The sequence below is a fragment of the Rhizobium sp. NFR12 genome, assembly GCF_900108545.1.
In the GTDB taxonomy this organism is placed as follows: domain Bacteria; phylum Pseudomonadota; class Alphaproteobacteria; order Rhizobiales; family Rhizobiaceae; genus Neorhizobium; species Neorhizobium soli.
Window position 1 is genome coordinate 384,658 of record NZ_FNWM01000002.1, and the last position, 15,008, is coordinate 399,665.

Consider the following 15,008-nt stretch of genomic DNA (forward strand, 5'->3'; position numbering starts at 1 on the left):
GAACCCAATCGAGGATGATTGCCGCTGGAGTGCCGGGTCTTGACGGACGACACGTGTTTGCGGTGCATATCCGCCGCTGGAAGCGGGGGATGCTGGAGGCCTATTTTCCGCATTCGAGCTTTCAGTATCTGCCGCTTTACCTGAGCGATCTCACGTTTGTTCGAGACTGGCAGGACTTAATCCTCGCAACACCCGGCGCGACCCTGCTGGTCTGGAGCCGGAATGTCTCGGATGCCATCCTGGAATTCGCGCATTCCAACCATATCCCGCTCGTATTTCTCGAAGACGGGTTTATCCGCTCGCTGGTCGGCAATGCCAGCAAGAGCCTGCCGTTCTCGCTCACACTTGATAGCCGCACGCCCTATTTCGACAGCCGCCAGCCCTCCGATCTCGAAGATATCCTGAACAGGTATGATTTCGATGCCGACCCTGATCTGATGGAGCGGGCAAGGGCCGGCATCGATCTTCTGCTCCGGTCCGGCCTCAGCAAATACAATTCCGCTTCCCGACAAGGCGCAGGAGCAGATGTCCTGGCGGTAAAGGCTGTACCGGCCGATTCTGTGGTGCAGGCGCAACGTCGCATCCTTGTTATCGGCCAGGTGGAGGACGACGCGTCGATCCGCTTCGGTTGCGATCGTCCGTTTACCAACAACGACCTCGTGCGGTTGGCAGCCACGGAAAACCCGGATGCCGAAATCCTTTACAAGCCGCATCCCGATGTTCTGAACGGTGTCCGGGCGCAGCGGTCCGATCCGTCCGACGTCGCCCATCTCGCAACAATTGTCTCCGCGCCGGTGTCGCTCCCGGAGCTTCTCGCGCGCGCCGATCATGTCTACGCCATCACGTCGCTCGCAGGTTTCGAAGCGCTGCTGCGGGGCCTTCCCGTGACGCTGGCCGGATGTCCGTTCTATGCCGGGTGGGGCCTGACCGACGATCGGCAGCCGAACCCGCGGCGGGGCCGCAGGCTTACTATCGAACAGCTGTTCGCCGCGGCCTATCTTCTCTATCCGCGCTATTTCAATCCGGTCGATGGAACCCAGATCGATTTCGAAACCTGTCTGGCGCTGGCGCTCCAGTGGCGCGAAAAGGGCATGCCGGAAACTCAAATCAGGGAAGTACCGATGCCGGCGCGGCCGGGCTTCGAGATGCGGGGCGCCTATGGCCTGTTCGGCTGGCGGCATCTGCTGACCGTGCCGATTGCTTGGCTGATCAAACTGGCGGGGTCAGAGCAGGATGCGCGCGATTTCCGCCGGAACCCGATCCTGTTCTTCCGCGAGCTATCCAATCCGTGGCTGAGACGCCTCGGACGGATCCTCTATCCCCTCGATGGGGAGAGCCGTTGAGCGGGCATCGCCGAGTGACGGCGATGCCCGTTCCATTTACTTCTTCGGCAGCAGCAGTTCTTCGCAATAGCTTGGGCCAGTGGAGCCGGGACGATCTGCGGTGATGGTGATGTCACGGATCGTGTAGCTTTCGGAAACGGTGACCTTGGCCGAGCAGCTGACGCTCACCGATTTGCCGTTTGCAAGCTTGATGCGGGTATAGCCGCCGCGCCAGTTGTAGATCGTCGAGCTGCCGCTATCGACATCGCTCAAGGGTGGGCTGAACTTGGCGAAGAACTCGCCAGCCGAACGGCCGGTCCAGTAGGTGTTGATCGGGCTGCTGGCAACGCTGACAGTGGTGCATGCAGAAAGCGCTACCGCGAGAACGGCGGTCAAGGGGAACAGGCGGCGGCTCATAATCTTCAACAAATCCTCTTGCATGTGGTGATCGCCCCAGACAATGCCTGCCAGGCAGGGCTTTTGAGATGGGCAAAGCTTTGATCTCGCACTAACAGATTTCCGCTGCCTGTCGCGACATCATCTTTCCAAACAGCTCTCAATTTTCATCCGAGCCGCTTTTTTGCAACGCCTTGTTCTCGAGGTGTTTGAAGCGGTGATCAGGCCTGCACGAGACCTCATATTTTTTCAAAGCACACGCTTGTGCAACGGAAAATGCCGGTTTATAGAGGCGCCACTGGTCACGGAGTGTAGCGCAGCCTGGTAGCGCACGTCGTTCGGGACGACGGGGTCGGAGGTTCAAATCCTCTCACTCCGACCAGTTTGACCCTTGTCCCGCAAGGCTCCTTCCCGAAAAATCTCACTTCACAAGAGCGCGTTTCATCCACGCCCATCCAGCATCCCCGCCACAATCTCCGCCGACCTCTCCGCACCATCCAGAGAAAACGGCAGTTCCCGAAAGCCCGTGACCTCGCTCGCCTTTTGGATGGCCTCTGCCAGTGGTTGGCCGGTCAGCGATGCCTCGTCCACCACTTGCGCAAGTCCGAGCGCTTTGAGCTTTTCGGCGCGCACAGTCTGCTCAGTCTCGCCGCCGGTCGCGAACGGGATGAGGACTGGCCGGCAGGTGGTGCGGAACAGGTCGCAGACGGTGTTGTAGCCGGCCTGCGAGACGGAGATTTGGGCATTTGCCAGAAGCGACGGGAAGTCGGGGCGGAAACGGATGACCGTCACGCGGGAGCCGGCCTCTGCCGAGATCCGGTCGAAATCCTCCGCGGGAAGATTGGGCCCGGTGATGACGCACCAGCTGCGGCCGTCGTTGAGAATGCGCTCGGCTTCCAGGGCCGCGCCGATCAGCCCCGCACCGACGGCGCCGCCGCCGGCGGAGACCAGCACGTCGAACCGGTCGGGCGAGGGGGTGGGCGTATTGGGTGCGACGAGGCCGGTATAATGGATCTTGCCCGCAAATTCCGACGCCCTGCGAAAAGTCTCCTCAAGCTTCACGAAGCCCGCATCGCCATGCACCAGCACGCCGTCGAAATGATCGCGCATCAGGGCAATCGTCTCGTCGTCGCGGCCGGATTTGCGGTTCTCCTGCAGAATGTCGCGCACGGAGGCAAGAAGCAGCGGATTTGGCTCGGCAGACCTGATCGCGTCCAGCAGCGGCAGAAGTTCGAACCGCATCTGCCGGCGACCGAAGGGAAAGGCCTCGGTGATAACCACATCAGGCTTCAGGTCGTGAAAGAGATCGAGCAGCAGGCCGGTGCGATGGGCCTGGAAAGCCTCGTCCACTGGCTCGCCGGTCGTGGCATCGCTAAGCGATGAAAATCCGCTATTGGAGGCGACCACCGGCGGCAGCTGCACATGCGCCATGCCTGCAGGCGGAAAGCCTTTCACCGGCGTGCCACCCGTCACCAGCGTCACGTCGAACCCGGCGCTCTGCAGTGCCGTGGCAACGCGGCTTGCCCGAACGATATGGCCGATACCCAGCAGGTGCTGCACATAGAACAGGACGCGCCGGCCCTTGCCGATCGAGGTACCGTTGTTCATCGGTGGGTCTCCAGGCTTGCAAAGCTCTTGGTGAACAGCCGCTTGAGGTCGGCAATGCTGGTATGGTGGTCGAAGTCGTGGCGCACCTTCGCCTCGGCGGCCTGACCCAGGCGCTGGCGAAGGTCAGGTTCGCGGATCGCTTTTTCGAGCGCTGCCGCCAGTGCCACCGGATCTTCCGGCGCAACCAGCAGTCCGTTTTCCCCATCGACGAAAAGTTCGGTAATGCCTGAAATATTGGTCGCCACCACGGCCAGGTTCTGGCTGGCGGCCTCCACCATCACGTTGGGCAGCCCGTCGCGGTCACCGTCGGCGGTAATCCGGCAGGCGAGCGAGAAAAGATCGCTGTCGCGGTAATGCTCCAGCACCTCGCGCTGGTCCAGCGCACCCTTCCAGGTGATGCGGGATGCGATCCCTAAGTCTTCGGAAAGTGCCTTCAGCCGGGAAAGCTCGTCGCCGCCGCCGATATGGGTAAAGCGCCAGGCAAGCTCCTTCGGCAGCAGCGCCAGTGCGCGGAGAAGCGTGTCATAGCCCTTCTTCTTCACCGCCCGGCCGACGCTGACGATCCGGACCGGATCGTCAGGATCACCGCCGTCGCGGGCAGGGCGGGTACCTGCAAAATGCGGGAACCGTTCGAGATCCAGCCCGTGATAGCTTAGATGGACGTTGTGGCGGGCGGAAAGGCTCTGCAGCCGCTCATGGCCCGCCTTGGTGCAGGTCACGGTCCAATCGGCCTCATCAAGCTTGTCGGAGAGATCCCACGCCTCGGAAGTCCAGATATCCTTGGCATGCGCCGAAACGGTAAAGGGAATGCCGCTCATGCGGCTTGCATAGCGGGCAACAGCTGCCGGCGTGTGGATGAAATGCACATGCAGCCAGCCGGCATCATCAGGCCATTCGGCCACCAGAACCGCAGCCTGCCCGAAACGCCGGAAACGGTTGCGGGAAAAATCCCGCGGCAGGTCGCGCAGGAACGCCTTGAGTGCAGAGCCGAAGCCTGGCAGCGTCGCGACCTTCATCAGCGCCTTCGCCACCCGCACCGGCTCCTCATGCAGGTATTCCGGCAGATAGCTGACCGGCGCCTTGATCTCGCCATGCACGGGATGCCGCTTCTTGTCGGTCGGCCGACGCATGGCCACCAGTTTCAGGGCAAAGCCTGCCCGTTCCAGCCCCAGCAGTTCCTGGGCGATAAACGTTTCCGAGAGCCGCGGATAACCTTTCAGCAGCACGACGATGGTCTTGTTGGTCATGTCAAAGCAGTTCCAGCAGAAATGCGCAGCGGGTTTGCACCCGGGCCGTTTGGCGGCGGCACTGCGTCCGGTCAGGAGAGGGCGTGTTAGCCTTGCGCAATCGCAAGGTGGCGTCCCTTGTTCTTCATCCACCCTTCGACGATCTCGCCGATATGGGGCAGGCCTTCCATCTGCAAGCCGGGTGCCGTCACCGAGGGCGGGTCGCGCTGCCACAGCGCCTTGATCGCGGCTGCAAATTTCGTGGCATCGGCACTGTCGTCGGCAGACAGCATGTCGACGAGACCGAGCTCCGCGCCGCGTGTCGCACGGATCAGCTGTTCCTCGCGCGGCTGCGTGCGCGGCACGATCAGCGCCGGCTTGTCGAATGACAGGATCTCGCAATAGGTGTTGTAGCCGCCCATGGCGATTACCGCCTTGGCGCCAGCGATCCGGTCTTCCATGCGGTTGTCGAACTCGATCACCTCAAGGCGCGGATCGTCCTTGCAGGCTTCGGTAAAGACGGCGCGCTGCTCGGCCGGCATGTAGGGCCCAAGCACGATCACCGTCTTGTAGGTCAGCGCCGGATCGGCCTGATAGGCTGCAATCACGTCGCGCACCAGGTCTGCGCCATCGCCGCCACCACCGGTCGTCACCAGCAGGTAATCTTCGTCCGCATCGGTTTCCGGCACGGCACCGGACGTTACCTTACGCTGCAGGAAGCCGACGAAATGCATCTTCTTGCGCACGGATGCCGGCGCATCCAGCCCTTCGAGCGGATCGTGGAATTCCGGCGGGCCGTAGACCCACACGTCGTCATAGAGCTGGCCGATCTTGCGCAGCGTATCGTGACGCTCCCATTCGGCCTTGAGCAGATGCGGCGCGTCCATCACGTCGCGAAGGCCGAGCACCAGACGTGTGCCCTTGGTCTTCAGATAGACCAGCGTGTCCTCCACTTCACCGCGAAGGCCAAGCGGCTCCTTGTCGACGATGAAGATGTCGGGCTCGAAGCTTTCGGCGGTATGGCGAATGCTGGAATGGCGCATCTTCAGCGTCTCGGCCAGATCGATATGCTGGTCCATCGACGTGTAATCGCCATTGTGCAGCTTGATCACGCTGGGGATCTTCACGAAATCCACCCGGGCGCGATAATCGAAGGCACCGGCAATCGTCGCGCCGGAAATGATCAGCACCTGCACGCCGCGGTAATTCTCCACCAGCGAATGAGCGATGGTGCGGCACCGCCGCAGGTGACCGAGCCCGAACGTGTCATGGCTGTACATGAGAATGCGGGCATTATTCAAATGTCGCGGCATGCCCGAAACTCCTACCGGCAACGAAGTGGCTGACAAAGCGGCTTGAAGCAGCAGTCACTATTTATATGGATCTGCCGCATCTCTAAGACCATCACCGAGGAAATTGAAGGCAAGTATGACGAATATCACTGGCACGACCGGCAGCAGCAGCCAAGGATAAAGTGCGATAGCGCTGACGCTTCGCGCTTCTGTGAGAAGAACGCCCCAGCTTGTGATCGGCGGGCGAAGCCCGAGGCCGAGGAAGCTCAGCGTCGTCTCGCCAAGGATCATGCCCGGGATTGTCAGCGTCGCGCTGGCAATCAGGTGAGACATGAAACCGGGGATCAGGTGCCGCCCGATGATGCGGGTACTTCCAGCGCCCATCAGCTGTGCGGCAAGCACGTAGTCCTCTTCGCGCAACGACAGCAGTTTCGAGCGCACCGCGCGCGCAAGCCCTGTCCAGTCGAGCAGACCGAGGATGAAGGTGATGCCGAGATAGATGACGAGCGGGCTCCAGTCGGCCGGCATGACGGCGGCAAGCGCCAGCCACAGCGGAATGCTGGGGATCGACTGCAGCACCTCGATGATGCGCTGGGTCACAGTGTCGAACCAGCCGCCCCAATAGCCGGCGATGCCGCCGATAACGATACCGAGGATGAAGCTTGTGGCGACGCCAAGCAGGCCGATCGTCAGCGAAATCCGTGCGCCGTAGAGAATACGCGACAGCATGTCGCGGCCGAGACGGTCGGTGCCGAGCAGGTGGAACTGGCCGCCTTCAGCCGGGCAAACCAGATGCGTGCTCATCTCCACCACGCCCCAGAACCGGTAGGGATCGCCCTGGCAGAAGAAACGCAGCTTCTGCACATCGGCCGTATCGTCGGAATAGTTCCGCCGCAGCGTCGTCATATCAAGGTCCATCTTCTGGCCATAGACGAACGGACCGACGAAGTTGCCCTCGTGGAACAGATGCACCGATTGCGGCGGCGCGTAGATGAAATCGATATTGCGGGTATGCACCTTGTAGGGCGCCAGGAACTCGACGACCACGATCATCAGATAGGCGATGAGGAGAAGGATGCCGGAGATCAGCGCCAGCCGATGCCGCTTGAAGCGCCACCACATCAGCTGCAGCTGCGATGCCTCGTGAACCTTCAGCGCGCCGCCATCGGCATCGCGCTCGATCTCGTAAGGGTCGAACGCCCCCTCGCGGACGTAATGCGGCAGCTTGCCCGCGTCGCTGCTGTCGATCACCGTCATTTGGTTCTCCCGCCGCGAAGCCTGATGCGCGGGTCGAACATCGCAAGCGCAATGTCTGAAATCAGCACGCCGATAACAGTAAGGAAGCTGAGGAACATCAGGAACGAGCCGGCAAGATACATGTCCTGGCTCTGCAGGGCCCGGATCAGCATCGGCCCGGTCGTCTCGAGCGAAAGCACCACCGCGGTGATTTCAGCCCCTGAAATGATCGAGGGCAGGATCGAGCCGATATCGGAGATGAAGAAGTTAAGCGACATCCGCAGCGGATACTTGGTCAGAACCTTGAACGGATGCAGCCCCTTGGCACGCGCCGTCATCACATACTGCTTGTGCAGTTCATCCAGAAGATTGGCCCGCAGCCGCCGCACCATGCCGGCCGTCCCGGCAGTGCCGATGATCAGCACCGGGATCCAGATATGCTCGAGGATCGACTTGAACTTCGCCCAGCTCATCGATTCCGACATGTACTGCGCGTCCATCAGATGGCCGATCGACGTGCCGAAATAGATGTTGGCGAGATACATGAGAACGAGGGCCAGCACGAAATTCGGAACCGCAAGACCGATCAGGCCAAGAAGCGTCAGCCCGTAATCACCCCAGCTATACTGGTGCGTGGCCGAATAGACACCGATCGGGAAGGCAAGAACCCAGGTGATGATGATGGTCAGGGTAGACACCAGGATCGTCAGCCACACCCGGTCACCGACCACGTCCGTGACAGGCATACGGTATTCGAACGAATAGCCGAAATCACCGGTCATCATGCCGGCGACCCAGTTGAGGTAGCGGATCGGCTCGGGCTGATCGAAACCGTAACGGGCACGCAGGTCTTCGATTTCCTGAAGATCGGCCTTTTCGCCCATCGCCTTCAGCTGTTCGACATAGCTTTCGAAATAGTCACCCGGCGGCAGCTCGATGATCGTGAAGATCAGCATCGAGATCAGGACCAGCGTCGGGATCATCACGAGGATGCGCCAGATAATGTAGCGGAACATCAGGCAGTTTCCTCGTCATACCAGAATGCATCCGGCAGATAGACGCCGAGATAGGATGTTGGGTCGAAACCGTAGAGCGCCTTCGACGGCACGTTTTGCAGCTTGGACGATTGCACGACGGGCTGCAGCGTGGCGTTGACGATGCCGATCGTAAAGACCTGGTCGGTAAACAGCGCCAGCATCTTGTGCCAGACATCCGTTCGCTGATCGAAGCCCTCTGCCTTACGCCATTCACTGTAAAGGTCCAGCAGCGCCTTTGCCTCGGGAAGATCAGGCGCCTTGCCATCGCTGCCGCCGGAAAGCGCATGCAGTCCCCAGATCGACCATTGCAGCTGGTCGTCGCTGGTCGGTGCCAGTTCCTTCGGCGCCATGTCGGCAGTTGGTACGCCATTGTCGAGGCCGCCGCCGACCGACATAATCGCATCGCCGCCCTTCACCCGCCGGCGCAGAAGCTCACGCTGGGCGACATGCGGGTAGATCTTGATGCCGACCTGCAGCAACTGGTCGCCGATCAGTTCCAAGGCATCGGTCTCGAACGTGCTCTCGCCGGTAATCTCGATGATGATCTTTGCCAGCCTGCCATCGGGCAGGCGGCGCATGCCCTCACTATCATCCATGGCAAGACCGATCTCGTCGAGCAGCCGGTTCGCCTGATCAGGATCGAACGCCGCCCAAGCCTTCTGGTATTCCGGCTTGAACAGCGGGCTGTCGGGTAGGATCGAATTGGAGCTCTCGGTCGCAAGACCATAGAACACCGCCTTGTTGATTTCGCCGCGATTGATCGCAAGAGACATCGCACGCCGGAAGCGCACGTCGCGGAAGAGGTTGCGCCAGCCTTCATCCTTGCAGTTGAGGTTGGGAAACAGCGCCATGCGCGATCCTTGCGTCCGCTTCCACAGATCCACCTTCAACGGGTAGCGCTGCTCGGCATTCTTCAGGAACGTGTAATCGGCAAAATCGAGGTTGGTCACCTGCAGGTCGCTCTCGCCGGTGCCGGTCTTTGCGGCGATCAGGTCCGCGGAGGAGACGTCCAGCATCACCTTGTCGATATAGGGAAGCTGCAGGCCGTTTTCGTCGACGCGGTAGTAATAGGGGTTGCGCTCGAACACGAAGCGCTCGGCCGGCGGCGCGGTGCGGTTGCGCCAGGCATCCAGCGTCGGCAGGTTCGGGTTTTCCGGCCGCACCACGCGCGACATCTTCTGGTGCAGCGCCGCCCAGTCGTCGACCCTTTCCTTGGCGATATGCTGAGCCAGCAGTTCCTTCGTCTGGTAGCGCATATGGAACTGCTTCATGTAGGCAGCGGGGAACATCAGCCGGATCGGCGAGGGCGAGGCCTGGTCGGCGAGGAAATCCGGATTGGGATCGTCCCAGCTGTAGCGCACGGTGCGCGCATCGATCACCTCGAACCGGGGCGGCTTGCCGTTGATCATCAACCCAGCCGGCGGTCCGCCTTTGGCGAGCTTCTTTTCGTGAAAAACGTCATCCCAGACATAGCGGAAATCATCCGCCGTGAACGGGCTTCCGTCCGACCATTTATGGCCTTCACGCAGATGGAAGGTGAAGACGCGGTCGTTCTCGACCTCGTAGGCTTCCAGAATATCGGCTTCCAGCTTCAGGTCGGAATTGTATCCGACAAGCCGGCTGTAGCAGTTGATCGGCATGAAGCGGATGTCGCGCTGACCGCCGATCAGCATCCGCATCGAACCGCCGTAACGTCCGGGTTTGAGCCCGCGCTCTGCAAGGTTGAGGACGCGCGGCGTCTTCGGCAGACGCTCCTCTATGGGCGGCAGCGGCGTCTCGGTCGGGATCTGCGCCAGATAGTCGGACTGGCTAAAGGCCCCAAACACCCGCGCCGGGATTGCGGTTGCACCCGCGACCGAGCCCAACAGGGCCAGCATATGCCGTCTGGAAATCGTCATCCTGCCACAAGCTCCCGCGCATCGACATTGGTGCGGGCAAGAACCAGATGCCCGCCGCCGAGATCCACATGGGTCAGCTGGTCGCTATCCTTCTCGTCGAGGAACTGCTTGCCCCAGATCTTCATGGCCGATGCCGTCGGCGTGCCGATCGTCTCGAAATCCAGTTTGTGGTCGAGGCTCGGCAGAGGCACGGCGGCCAGCAGTTTCTTCGTATAGGGATGAACAGGTGCCCGCATGATCGTTTCGCAGGGGCCGATCTCCACGATCCGCCCCGCATACATCACCGCCACCCGGTCTGCCATGTAGTTCACGACAGCCAGATTGTGCGAGATGAACAGATAGGTCAGCCCGAGTTCGGACTTCAGGTCCTTCATCAGGTTCAGCACCTGCGCCTGGATCGACACGTCGAGCGCCGAAACCGGTTCGTCGCAGATCACCAGATCCGGCCCGAGAGCAAGCGCCCGCGCGATCCCAATGCGCTGGCGCTGGCCACCGGAAAACGAGTGCGGATAGCGCATCAGCGCGCTTTCGGGCATGCCCACCGCATGGATCAGCCGGCGCACCGCTTCCTGCCGCTTGGCGAGCGGGCCGCGGTCATGGATGTCGAGCGGTTCGCGAATGATGCTGCGGACCGGCATGCGCGGCGAAAGTGATGAGACCGGATCCTGGAACACCATCTGCAGACGGGTGCGCAGATCGTCCAGCACTTCGCCTTCGCAGTTGAGCACGTCGACCGGACCGTTTTCGCCGTTATAGACGACACTGCCATGATCGACCGACAGCCCGCGCATCAGGATCTTGCTGAGCGTGGTCTTGCCGCAGCCGCTTTCGCCCACGAGCCCGAGCGTCTCGCCGCGGCGGATCTCGAAGCTCACATCATTGACTGCCACCGTCCGCTCGGGCTTTGCCCCGAAACCGAAGCCTGCACCCTTCTTGGTGACGAAGCTCTTGGTGACGTGGTTGACCGACAGCAGTATCTCGGGGAGGACCTTCTCGCTCTTGCGCCGTCCCATCAGGCCAACCGTATCCACCTTGATTTCGCGCAGCGGCTTCAGGCGCTCCTCGCGTGGCCTGTCGAAATCCGGCACCGCTGCCATCAGCCCCTTCGTATAGGGATGCTGCGGATTGCGGAAAATGTCCGAGGCCGAGCCAGCCTCCATGACCTCGCCGCGATAGACCACCACCACTTCATCGGCCATCGAGGCGACGACACCGAGATCGTGGGTGATCAGAAGCATTGCCATGCCGAGTTTGGCCTGCAGCTCCTGCAGCAGCTTGAGGATCTGCGCCTGGATCGTCACGTCGAGCGCCGTCGTCGGCTCGTCGGCGATCAGAAGCGCCGGGCGACAGACCAGAGCCATCGCGATCATCGCACGCTGGCGCATGCCGCCGGAAAGCTCGAACGGATACATGTCGAACACGCGGGCAGGATTGTCGAAACCGACGAGAGACAACGTCTCCTCACTCGCCTCGCGCCGCTCCGCAGGCGACATCGCCGTATGGATTTTCAGGCTTTCCTCGATCTGGTTGCCGACCGTGTGGATCGGCGAGAACGAGGTCATCGGTTCCTGAAAGATCATGCCGATGCGGCTGCCGCGGATCGCGCGGATCTGCCGCCCGTCGCGGGGCAGCGCAATCAGATCGACGGACTGGCCGGTCGCTGGATCGTCGAACACCGCGCGCCCGGAAATCTTGGCGACGTCGGTCTCGATCCCCATGATCGCGCGGCCGAGAGCCGACTTGCCGGAACCGCTTTCGCCCACCAGTGCCGTGACCTGGCCCGGGCGTATCCGCATGCTGAGATTCCGGACCGCCTGGATCGCGCCGCCCCAGACCGGGAACGACACGTTCAATCCTTCGATGCGGAGAACTTCCTTCGGTGGGTTCATCAATGAAGTCCGGCTCCCGGAGATTGGAGCAGAGAGGTAAGATTGATCGATTGCAAAACACGGTAGCGCACGCTCGTGCACCTGTCCATTGCAGCAACCCCGCTGCCGATCGTCCCTATCATGCGCCCCCCTGCATGTCGGTTGACATCTGCGCCAATAAGCCTGACCTCTTGGCGGAGATCGAGAAATTCGAGTGTTAAACGCATATCCCCTAGGAGCGTTGCGTGACAGCGAGGTGAAATTACACGTGCCAGCCGAAAAGTCTGACCAGAAAACCTATAAGCGCAAAATCACCGATGCCCGCGCCCTGATCGAGGCCGGAAAACTGGAGGAGGCGCAGGCCGCTCTAACAGCACTTTCCGCCGACAAAACGGTGATGACGACGGATGTTCTGGGCGAGCGCACGGCTCTCGGAATGCCGCGCAAGCTTCACTCCGCATGGCTGAAGCTTGCCAAGGCGGAGGGCGACGCAATCGGCCGCGTCGGTCTGCAGCACGGCCTCGTCCCCGATCCCGCCGTGATGGCGCCGTTCATCACCTTCGATGCAGATGAGAAACGGCTGATGGCAGAGCTTGGGCGAGAGCCGGTGCCGCGCATCATTCACCAGATCTGGATCGGCTCGCTGCCGCTGCCACCAGCCGTCGCGCGCTGGGAAAGCCATGCAAAGGCGACCGGCTTCGAATACCGGCTGTGGCGCGAGGCGGATCTCGAACAGCTTGGTATTGCAAGCCATCCGGCCTATCTCGCGATGCTCGCAGACGGCGATTACCCCGGTGCCGTCGATGTCGCCCGCTATGCCATTCTGCTGGAGCATGGCGGCATCTATCTCGACTGCGACTGGTATCCGACCCGCGAGGATATCGGTTTTGGCGATCTTCTGCCGTTGATCGGCCTCGGCGCCATTGCCGAGGACGTGGCGCGCGATGTCGGAGCGGGGAGCCTTCTTCTTGCCAATTCCTTCATCGCCACACCGCCCGGCCATCCCGCCTTTGCAAAGATGCTCGAGGTGTTTCCCGACGTGATGGCGGCGCTGCCGCAGGCGCCCGCCTGGTGGTCCACAGGTCCGCTGATCATGACCATGTTGTTTCGGCAGACCAATGTGTTCCTCGCCCCCTTCGGCCTCGTCGCCGCCTCGCTAAAGCGCGGCGCACCGATTGCAGAAGTCGAGAAAGCCTGCGCGGACGCGGTTGCGTCCGGAGAGGGCCTGCTGGTCGCCTGGAAGAGCTGGTAGGCTCGAAGCGATCAGTAACGCGTCGGATTAGAGCCCCAGCAAGACCCGGGCCGAGCGCCAGCGGCAAGCGGGGTGATCCGCCGTCACGCCGAACAGCAGGTCGAGGAAATGCCAGGCACTGTCGTCATGTACGAGATGATGGCCGAGCACGCCGATCACAGGCGCCCGGTCCGGTGCCTCGATCAGCGCGATCGTTTCCGCGATGAGATCGGCAGCCGGGCGTCCGCCGCGCGTGCCGTGCCAGTCCATGATATCCACATGGCTGTTGAGCATCGCAACCGGCGCCGCCTGTTCCGGCCCGAAGGTGGAAAGCGCCTTGAAACCGAGCCCCGGCAGCGCCTCGATCAGTTCGGGCGCGATCCGGTTCCACGGCGGCACCAGCATCGGCACGAAGCGCGAAGCGTGCAGCGCCGCCAGCTTGTCGAACCCGCGTTTCAGCTCGGACACCATATCGGGCAGGGGGCGATGGCTCCCCAGTTCCTGCTTCTTTTCTCCCGCACCCGCATAGCTGCGATGCGACCAGCCATGCACCGCGACGTCGAGATGCGGCTGGGTGTCGAGATAGAATGCGAGATCGGCGCCCGTCTTCTCGGGGATAACAGCAAGCGTCGCCCGCACAGAAAACGCATCGGTCATGGTCGCAAGCTTTGCCAGCTGTTCCGTCGGCTCCACAGCGTCGTCGTCGCGCAGCCAGAAATCGATCCGCCGTCCGTCGTCGGCAAGCTTGTCGAGCGCCAGCTTCAGGTCGTTTTCGGTCATGCTCTTTCCTTTGCGCCAATCGCGGTGATGATCTCGTCAAGCCTGTCGGCCGCAGCGGTGATCGATCGTTGCGACACGACGAAATCGCGCGCTCGTTGGCCGAGCCGCAGCCGCTCCGTCTCGTCATCCAGCAACCGCTCGATGGCCGCCGCATAGGCCGCCGCATCTCCCGCAGGCGTCAGAATGCCGCCAATCCCGTCCGTCACCACTTCAGGCACGCCGGCACCGTTTTCCGCCACGACCGGCACGCCGGATGCCTGCGCCTCCAGATAGGAAAGCCCGTAGGCCTCCGAAACTCCCGGCCATGTCAGCACCGATGCGGTCGACAGCAGCGCTGCAACCTCCTCGGCGCTTTGCAAGCCCATCCACTCCACCCGCCCGGCAAGCGCGCCTGCAAAGAGAGCCTCCACCTCCGCCCGCATCGGCCCGTCGCCGATCGCCATGAGGTGCCAGTCGTCACGATGGGCAATCTGCTTCAACGCTTCGGCAAGCGCTGCATAACAGGCAAACTTGTTGCCCGGCCGCATCATGCCGACAGCCACCAGCCGCCCCGGTTCGGGCGATGGCGCGCGGGAGAGATAGGGCGTGGGATCGATGAACGGAAACAGCCGCGAAAGCCGCACATCCGGCACCACCTCTGCAAGCCCCCGGCCGTCGCGACCGGTGAAACAGATATTGGTCGCCGCCAGTGCGACCGCATCGACCACCATCTCCTGCGCCTCCACCCACTGCCCCAAATTGCGCCGATGCGAATAGGAGGCCTCCGCCGTCACATAGGGAATGTCGAAACGACGGCAAAGGGCAGGGCCGATCAGGTCCGGAGCCTTGTAATAAAGGTGGTAGGTAAACCACAGGTCCGGCAGCCTCTCGCCGAGTGCCAGTCGTCTTTCCCACTCAGTCGAAATCCGCTCGACCTCGTGCGCCGCCTGCGCATCGCGTTCCCCAGTCGACGAGGTCTGCTCGGGCAGAAACGCGCGGAACTCCGAAACCAGATCGACCTTGTGTCCTTTGACCCCAAGGATCTCGATCAACTGGCGCGCCATCAGCCGGTCGCCTGAGGGAACGGGGTGGTTCGGCGATTTCAGCGGCGCGTAGAAAGCGATGTCCATGCTGT

At 61.9% G+C, this 15,008-nt stretch carries 12 protein-coding genes and 1 tRNA gene; 3 read left to right on the plus strand and 10 right to left on the minus strand.

What is annotated here, in order from left to right; genetic code table 11:
- Positions 1-14 precede the first annotated feature (14 nt).
- Complete coding sequence (locus BLW69_RS09100) at positions 15-1,343, plus strand: capsular polysaccharide export protein, LipB/KpsS family (protein WP_092661528.1); 1,329 nt, start codon at positions 15-17, stop codon at positions 1,341-1,343.
- 36 nt (positions 1,344-1,379) lie between these two features.
- Here BLW69_RS09100 and BLW69_RS09105 read toward each other — a convergent pair whose 3' ends face one another.
- Positions 1,380-1,739, minus strand: a complete 360-nt coding sequence (locus tag BLW69_RS09105) for a hypothetical protein (protein WP_062453565.1) — start codon at positions 1,737-1,739, stop codon at positions 1,380-1,382.
- 284 nt (positions 1,740-2,023) lie between these two features.
- On the opposite strand from BLW69_RS09105, the gene BLW69_RS09110 reads away from it, so the two are divergent.
- Positions 2,024-2,100, plus strand: a tRNA-Pro gene (locus BLW69_RS09110).
- Positions 2,101-2,159: 59 nt separating this feature from the next.
- Here the strand turns inward: BLW69_RS09110 and BLW69_RS09115 are convergent.
- The 7 genes from BLW69_RS09115 to BLW69_RS09145 form a co-directional block, all read right to left on the minus strand.
- The gene (locus tag BLW69_RS09115; protein WP_092661530.1) at positions 2,160-3,326 is read right to left on the minus strand and encodes a glycosyltransferase family protein; all 1,167 of its coding nucleotides are present in this window, start codon (positions 3,324-3,326) and stop codon (positions 2,160-2,162) included.
- Positions 3,323-4,573 (minus strand): glycosyltransferase, encoded by a 1,251-nt coding sequence (locus BLW69_RS09120; RefSeq protein ID WP_092661532.1) that lies wholly within the window; start codon positions 4,571-4,573, stop codon positions 3,323-3,325. Before BLW69_RS09120 ends, BLW69_RS09115 begins: the two co-directional genes overlap by 4 nt.
- 86 nt (positions 4,574-4,659) lie before the next feature.
- Entirely contained in the window at positions 4,660-5,865 is a 1,206-nt protein-coding gene (locus tag BLW69_RS09125; RefSeq protein ID WP_062453562.1) for a glycosyltransferase family protein, read from the minus strand.
- Positions 5,866-5,922: 57 nt separating this feature from the next.
- A complete protein-coding gene (locus BLW69_RS09130) occupies positions 5,923-7,101 on the minus strand; it encodes an ABC transporter permease (protein ID WP_092661534.1) in 1,179 nt (392 codons plus the stop codon).
- The gene (locus tag BLW69_RS09135; protein WP_062453560.1) at positions 7,098-8,096 is read right to left on the minus strand and encodes an ABC transporter permease; all 999 of its coding nucleotides are present in this window, start codon (positions 8,094-8,096) and stop codon (positions 7,098-7,100) included. The genes BLW69_RS09130 and BLW69_RS09135 overlap by 4 nt, the downstream gene beginning before the upstream one ends.
- A complete protein-coding gene (locus BLW69_RS09140) occupies positions 8,096-10,015 on the minus strand; it encodes an ABC transporter substrate-binding protein (protein ID WP_244508790.1) in 1,920 nt (639 codons plus the stop codon). Before BLW69_RS09140 ends, BLW69_RS09135 begins: the two co-directional genes overlap by 1 nt.
- Positions 10,012-11,904 (minus strand): ABC transporter ATP-binding protein, encoded by a 1,893-nt coding sequence (locus BLW69_RS09145; protein ID WP_092661536.1) that lies wholly within the window; start codon positions 11,902-11,904, stop codon positions 10,012-10,014. The genes BLW69_RS09140 and BLW69_RS09145 overlap by 4 nt, the downstream gene beginning before the upstream one ends.
- Positions 11,905-12,151: 247 nt before the next feature.
- Here BLW69_RS09145 and BLW69_RS09155 point away from each other — a divergent pair, with 247 nt between their 5' ends.
- Positions 12,152-13,135, plus strand: a complete 984-nt coding sequence (locus BLW69_RS09155; RefSeq protein ID WP_162759495.1) for a glycosyltransferase family 32 protein — start codon at positions 12,152-12,154, stop codon at positions 13,133-13,135.
- A 27-nt stretch (positions 13,136-13,162) separates the two neighbouring features.
- Here BLW69_RS09155 and BLW69_RS09160 read toward each other — a convergent pair whose 3' ends face one another.
- A complete protein-coding gene (locus BLW69_RS09160; RefSeq protein ID WP_092661538.1) occupies positions 13,163-13,894 on the minus strand; it encodes a polysaccharide deacetylase family protein in 732 nt (243 codons plus the stop codon).
- Positions 13,891-15,003: a glycosyltransferase family 4 protein gene (locus tag BLW69_RS09165; protein WP_092661540.1), complete on the minus strand. Its 1,113-nt coding sequence runs from the start codon at positions 15,001-15,003 to the stop codon at positions 13,891-13,893. Before BLW69_RS09165 ends, BLW69_RS09160 begins: the two co-directional genes overlap by 4 nt.
- Positions 15,004-15,008: the final 5 nt, after the last annotated feature.

What these genes read in the sequence shown, in the direction of transcription:
- BLW69_RS09115 (WP_092661530.1), bottom strand. Translation starts at nt 3,326, where the DNA reads ATGAACAACGGTACCTCGATCGGCAAGGGCCGGCGCGTCCTGTTCTAT.
- BLW69_RS09125 (WP_062453562.1), bottom strand. Translation starts at nt 5,865, where the DNA reads ATGCCGCGACATTTGAATAATGCCCGCATTCTCATGTACAGCCATGAC.
- BLW69_RS09165 (WP_092661540.1), bottom strand. Translation starts at nt 15,003, where the DNA reads ATGGACATCGCTTTCTACGCGCCGCTGAAATCGCCGAACCACCCCGTT.
- BLW69_RS09160 (WP_092661538.1), bottom strand. Translation starts at nt 13,894, where the DNA reads ATGACCGAAAACGACCTGAAGCTGGCGCTCGACAAGCTTGCCGACGAC.
- BLW69_RS09140 (WP_244508790.1), bottom strand. Translation starts at nt 10,015, where the DNA reads ATGACGATTTCCAGACGGCATATGCTGGCCCTGTTGGGCTCGGTCGCG.
- BLW69_RS09130 (WP_092661534.1), bottom strand. Translation starts at nt 7,101, where the DNA reads ATGACGGTGATCGACAGCAGCGACGCGGGCAAGCTGCCGCATTACGTC.
- BLW69_RS09120 (WP_092661532.1), bottom strand. Translation starts at nt 4,573, where the DNA reads ATGACCAACAAGACCATCGTCGTGCTGCTGAAAGGTTATCCGCGGCTC.
- BLW69_RS09145 (WP_092661536.1), bottom strand. Translation starts at nt 11,904, where the DNA reads ATGAACCCACCGAAGGAAGTTCTCCGCATCGAAGGATTGAACGTGTCG.
- BLW69_RS09135 (WP_062453560.1), bottom strand. Translation starts at nt 8,096, where the DNA reads ATGTTCCGCTACATTATCTGGCGCATCCTCGTGATGATCCCGACGCTG.
- BLW69_RS09100 (WP_092661528.1), top strand. Translation starts at nt 15, where the DNA reads ATGATTGCCGCTGGAGTGCCGGGTCTTGACGGACGACACGTGTTTGCG.
- BLW69_RS09105 (WP_062453565.1), bottom strand. Translation starts at nt 1,739, where the DNA reads ATGAGCCGCCGCCTGTTCCCCTTGACCGCCGTTCTCGCGGTAGCGCTT.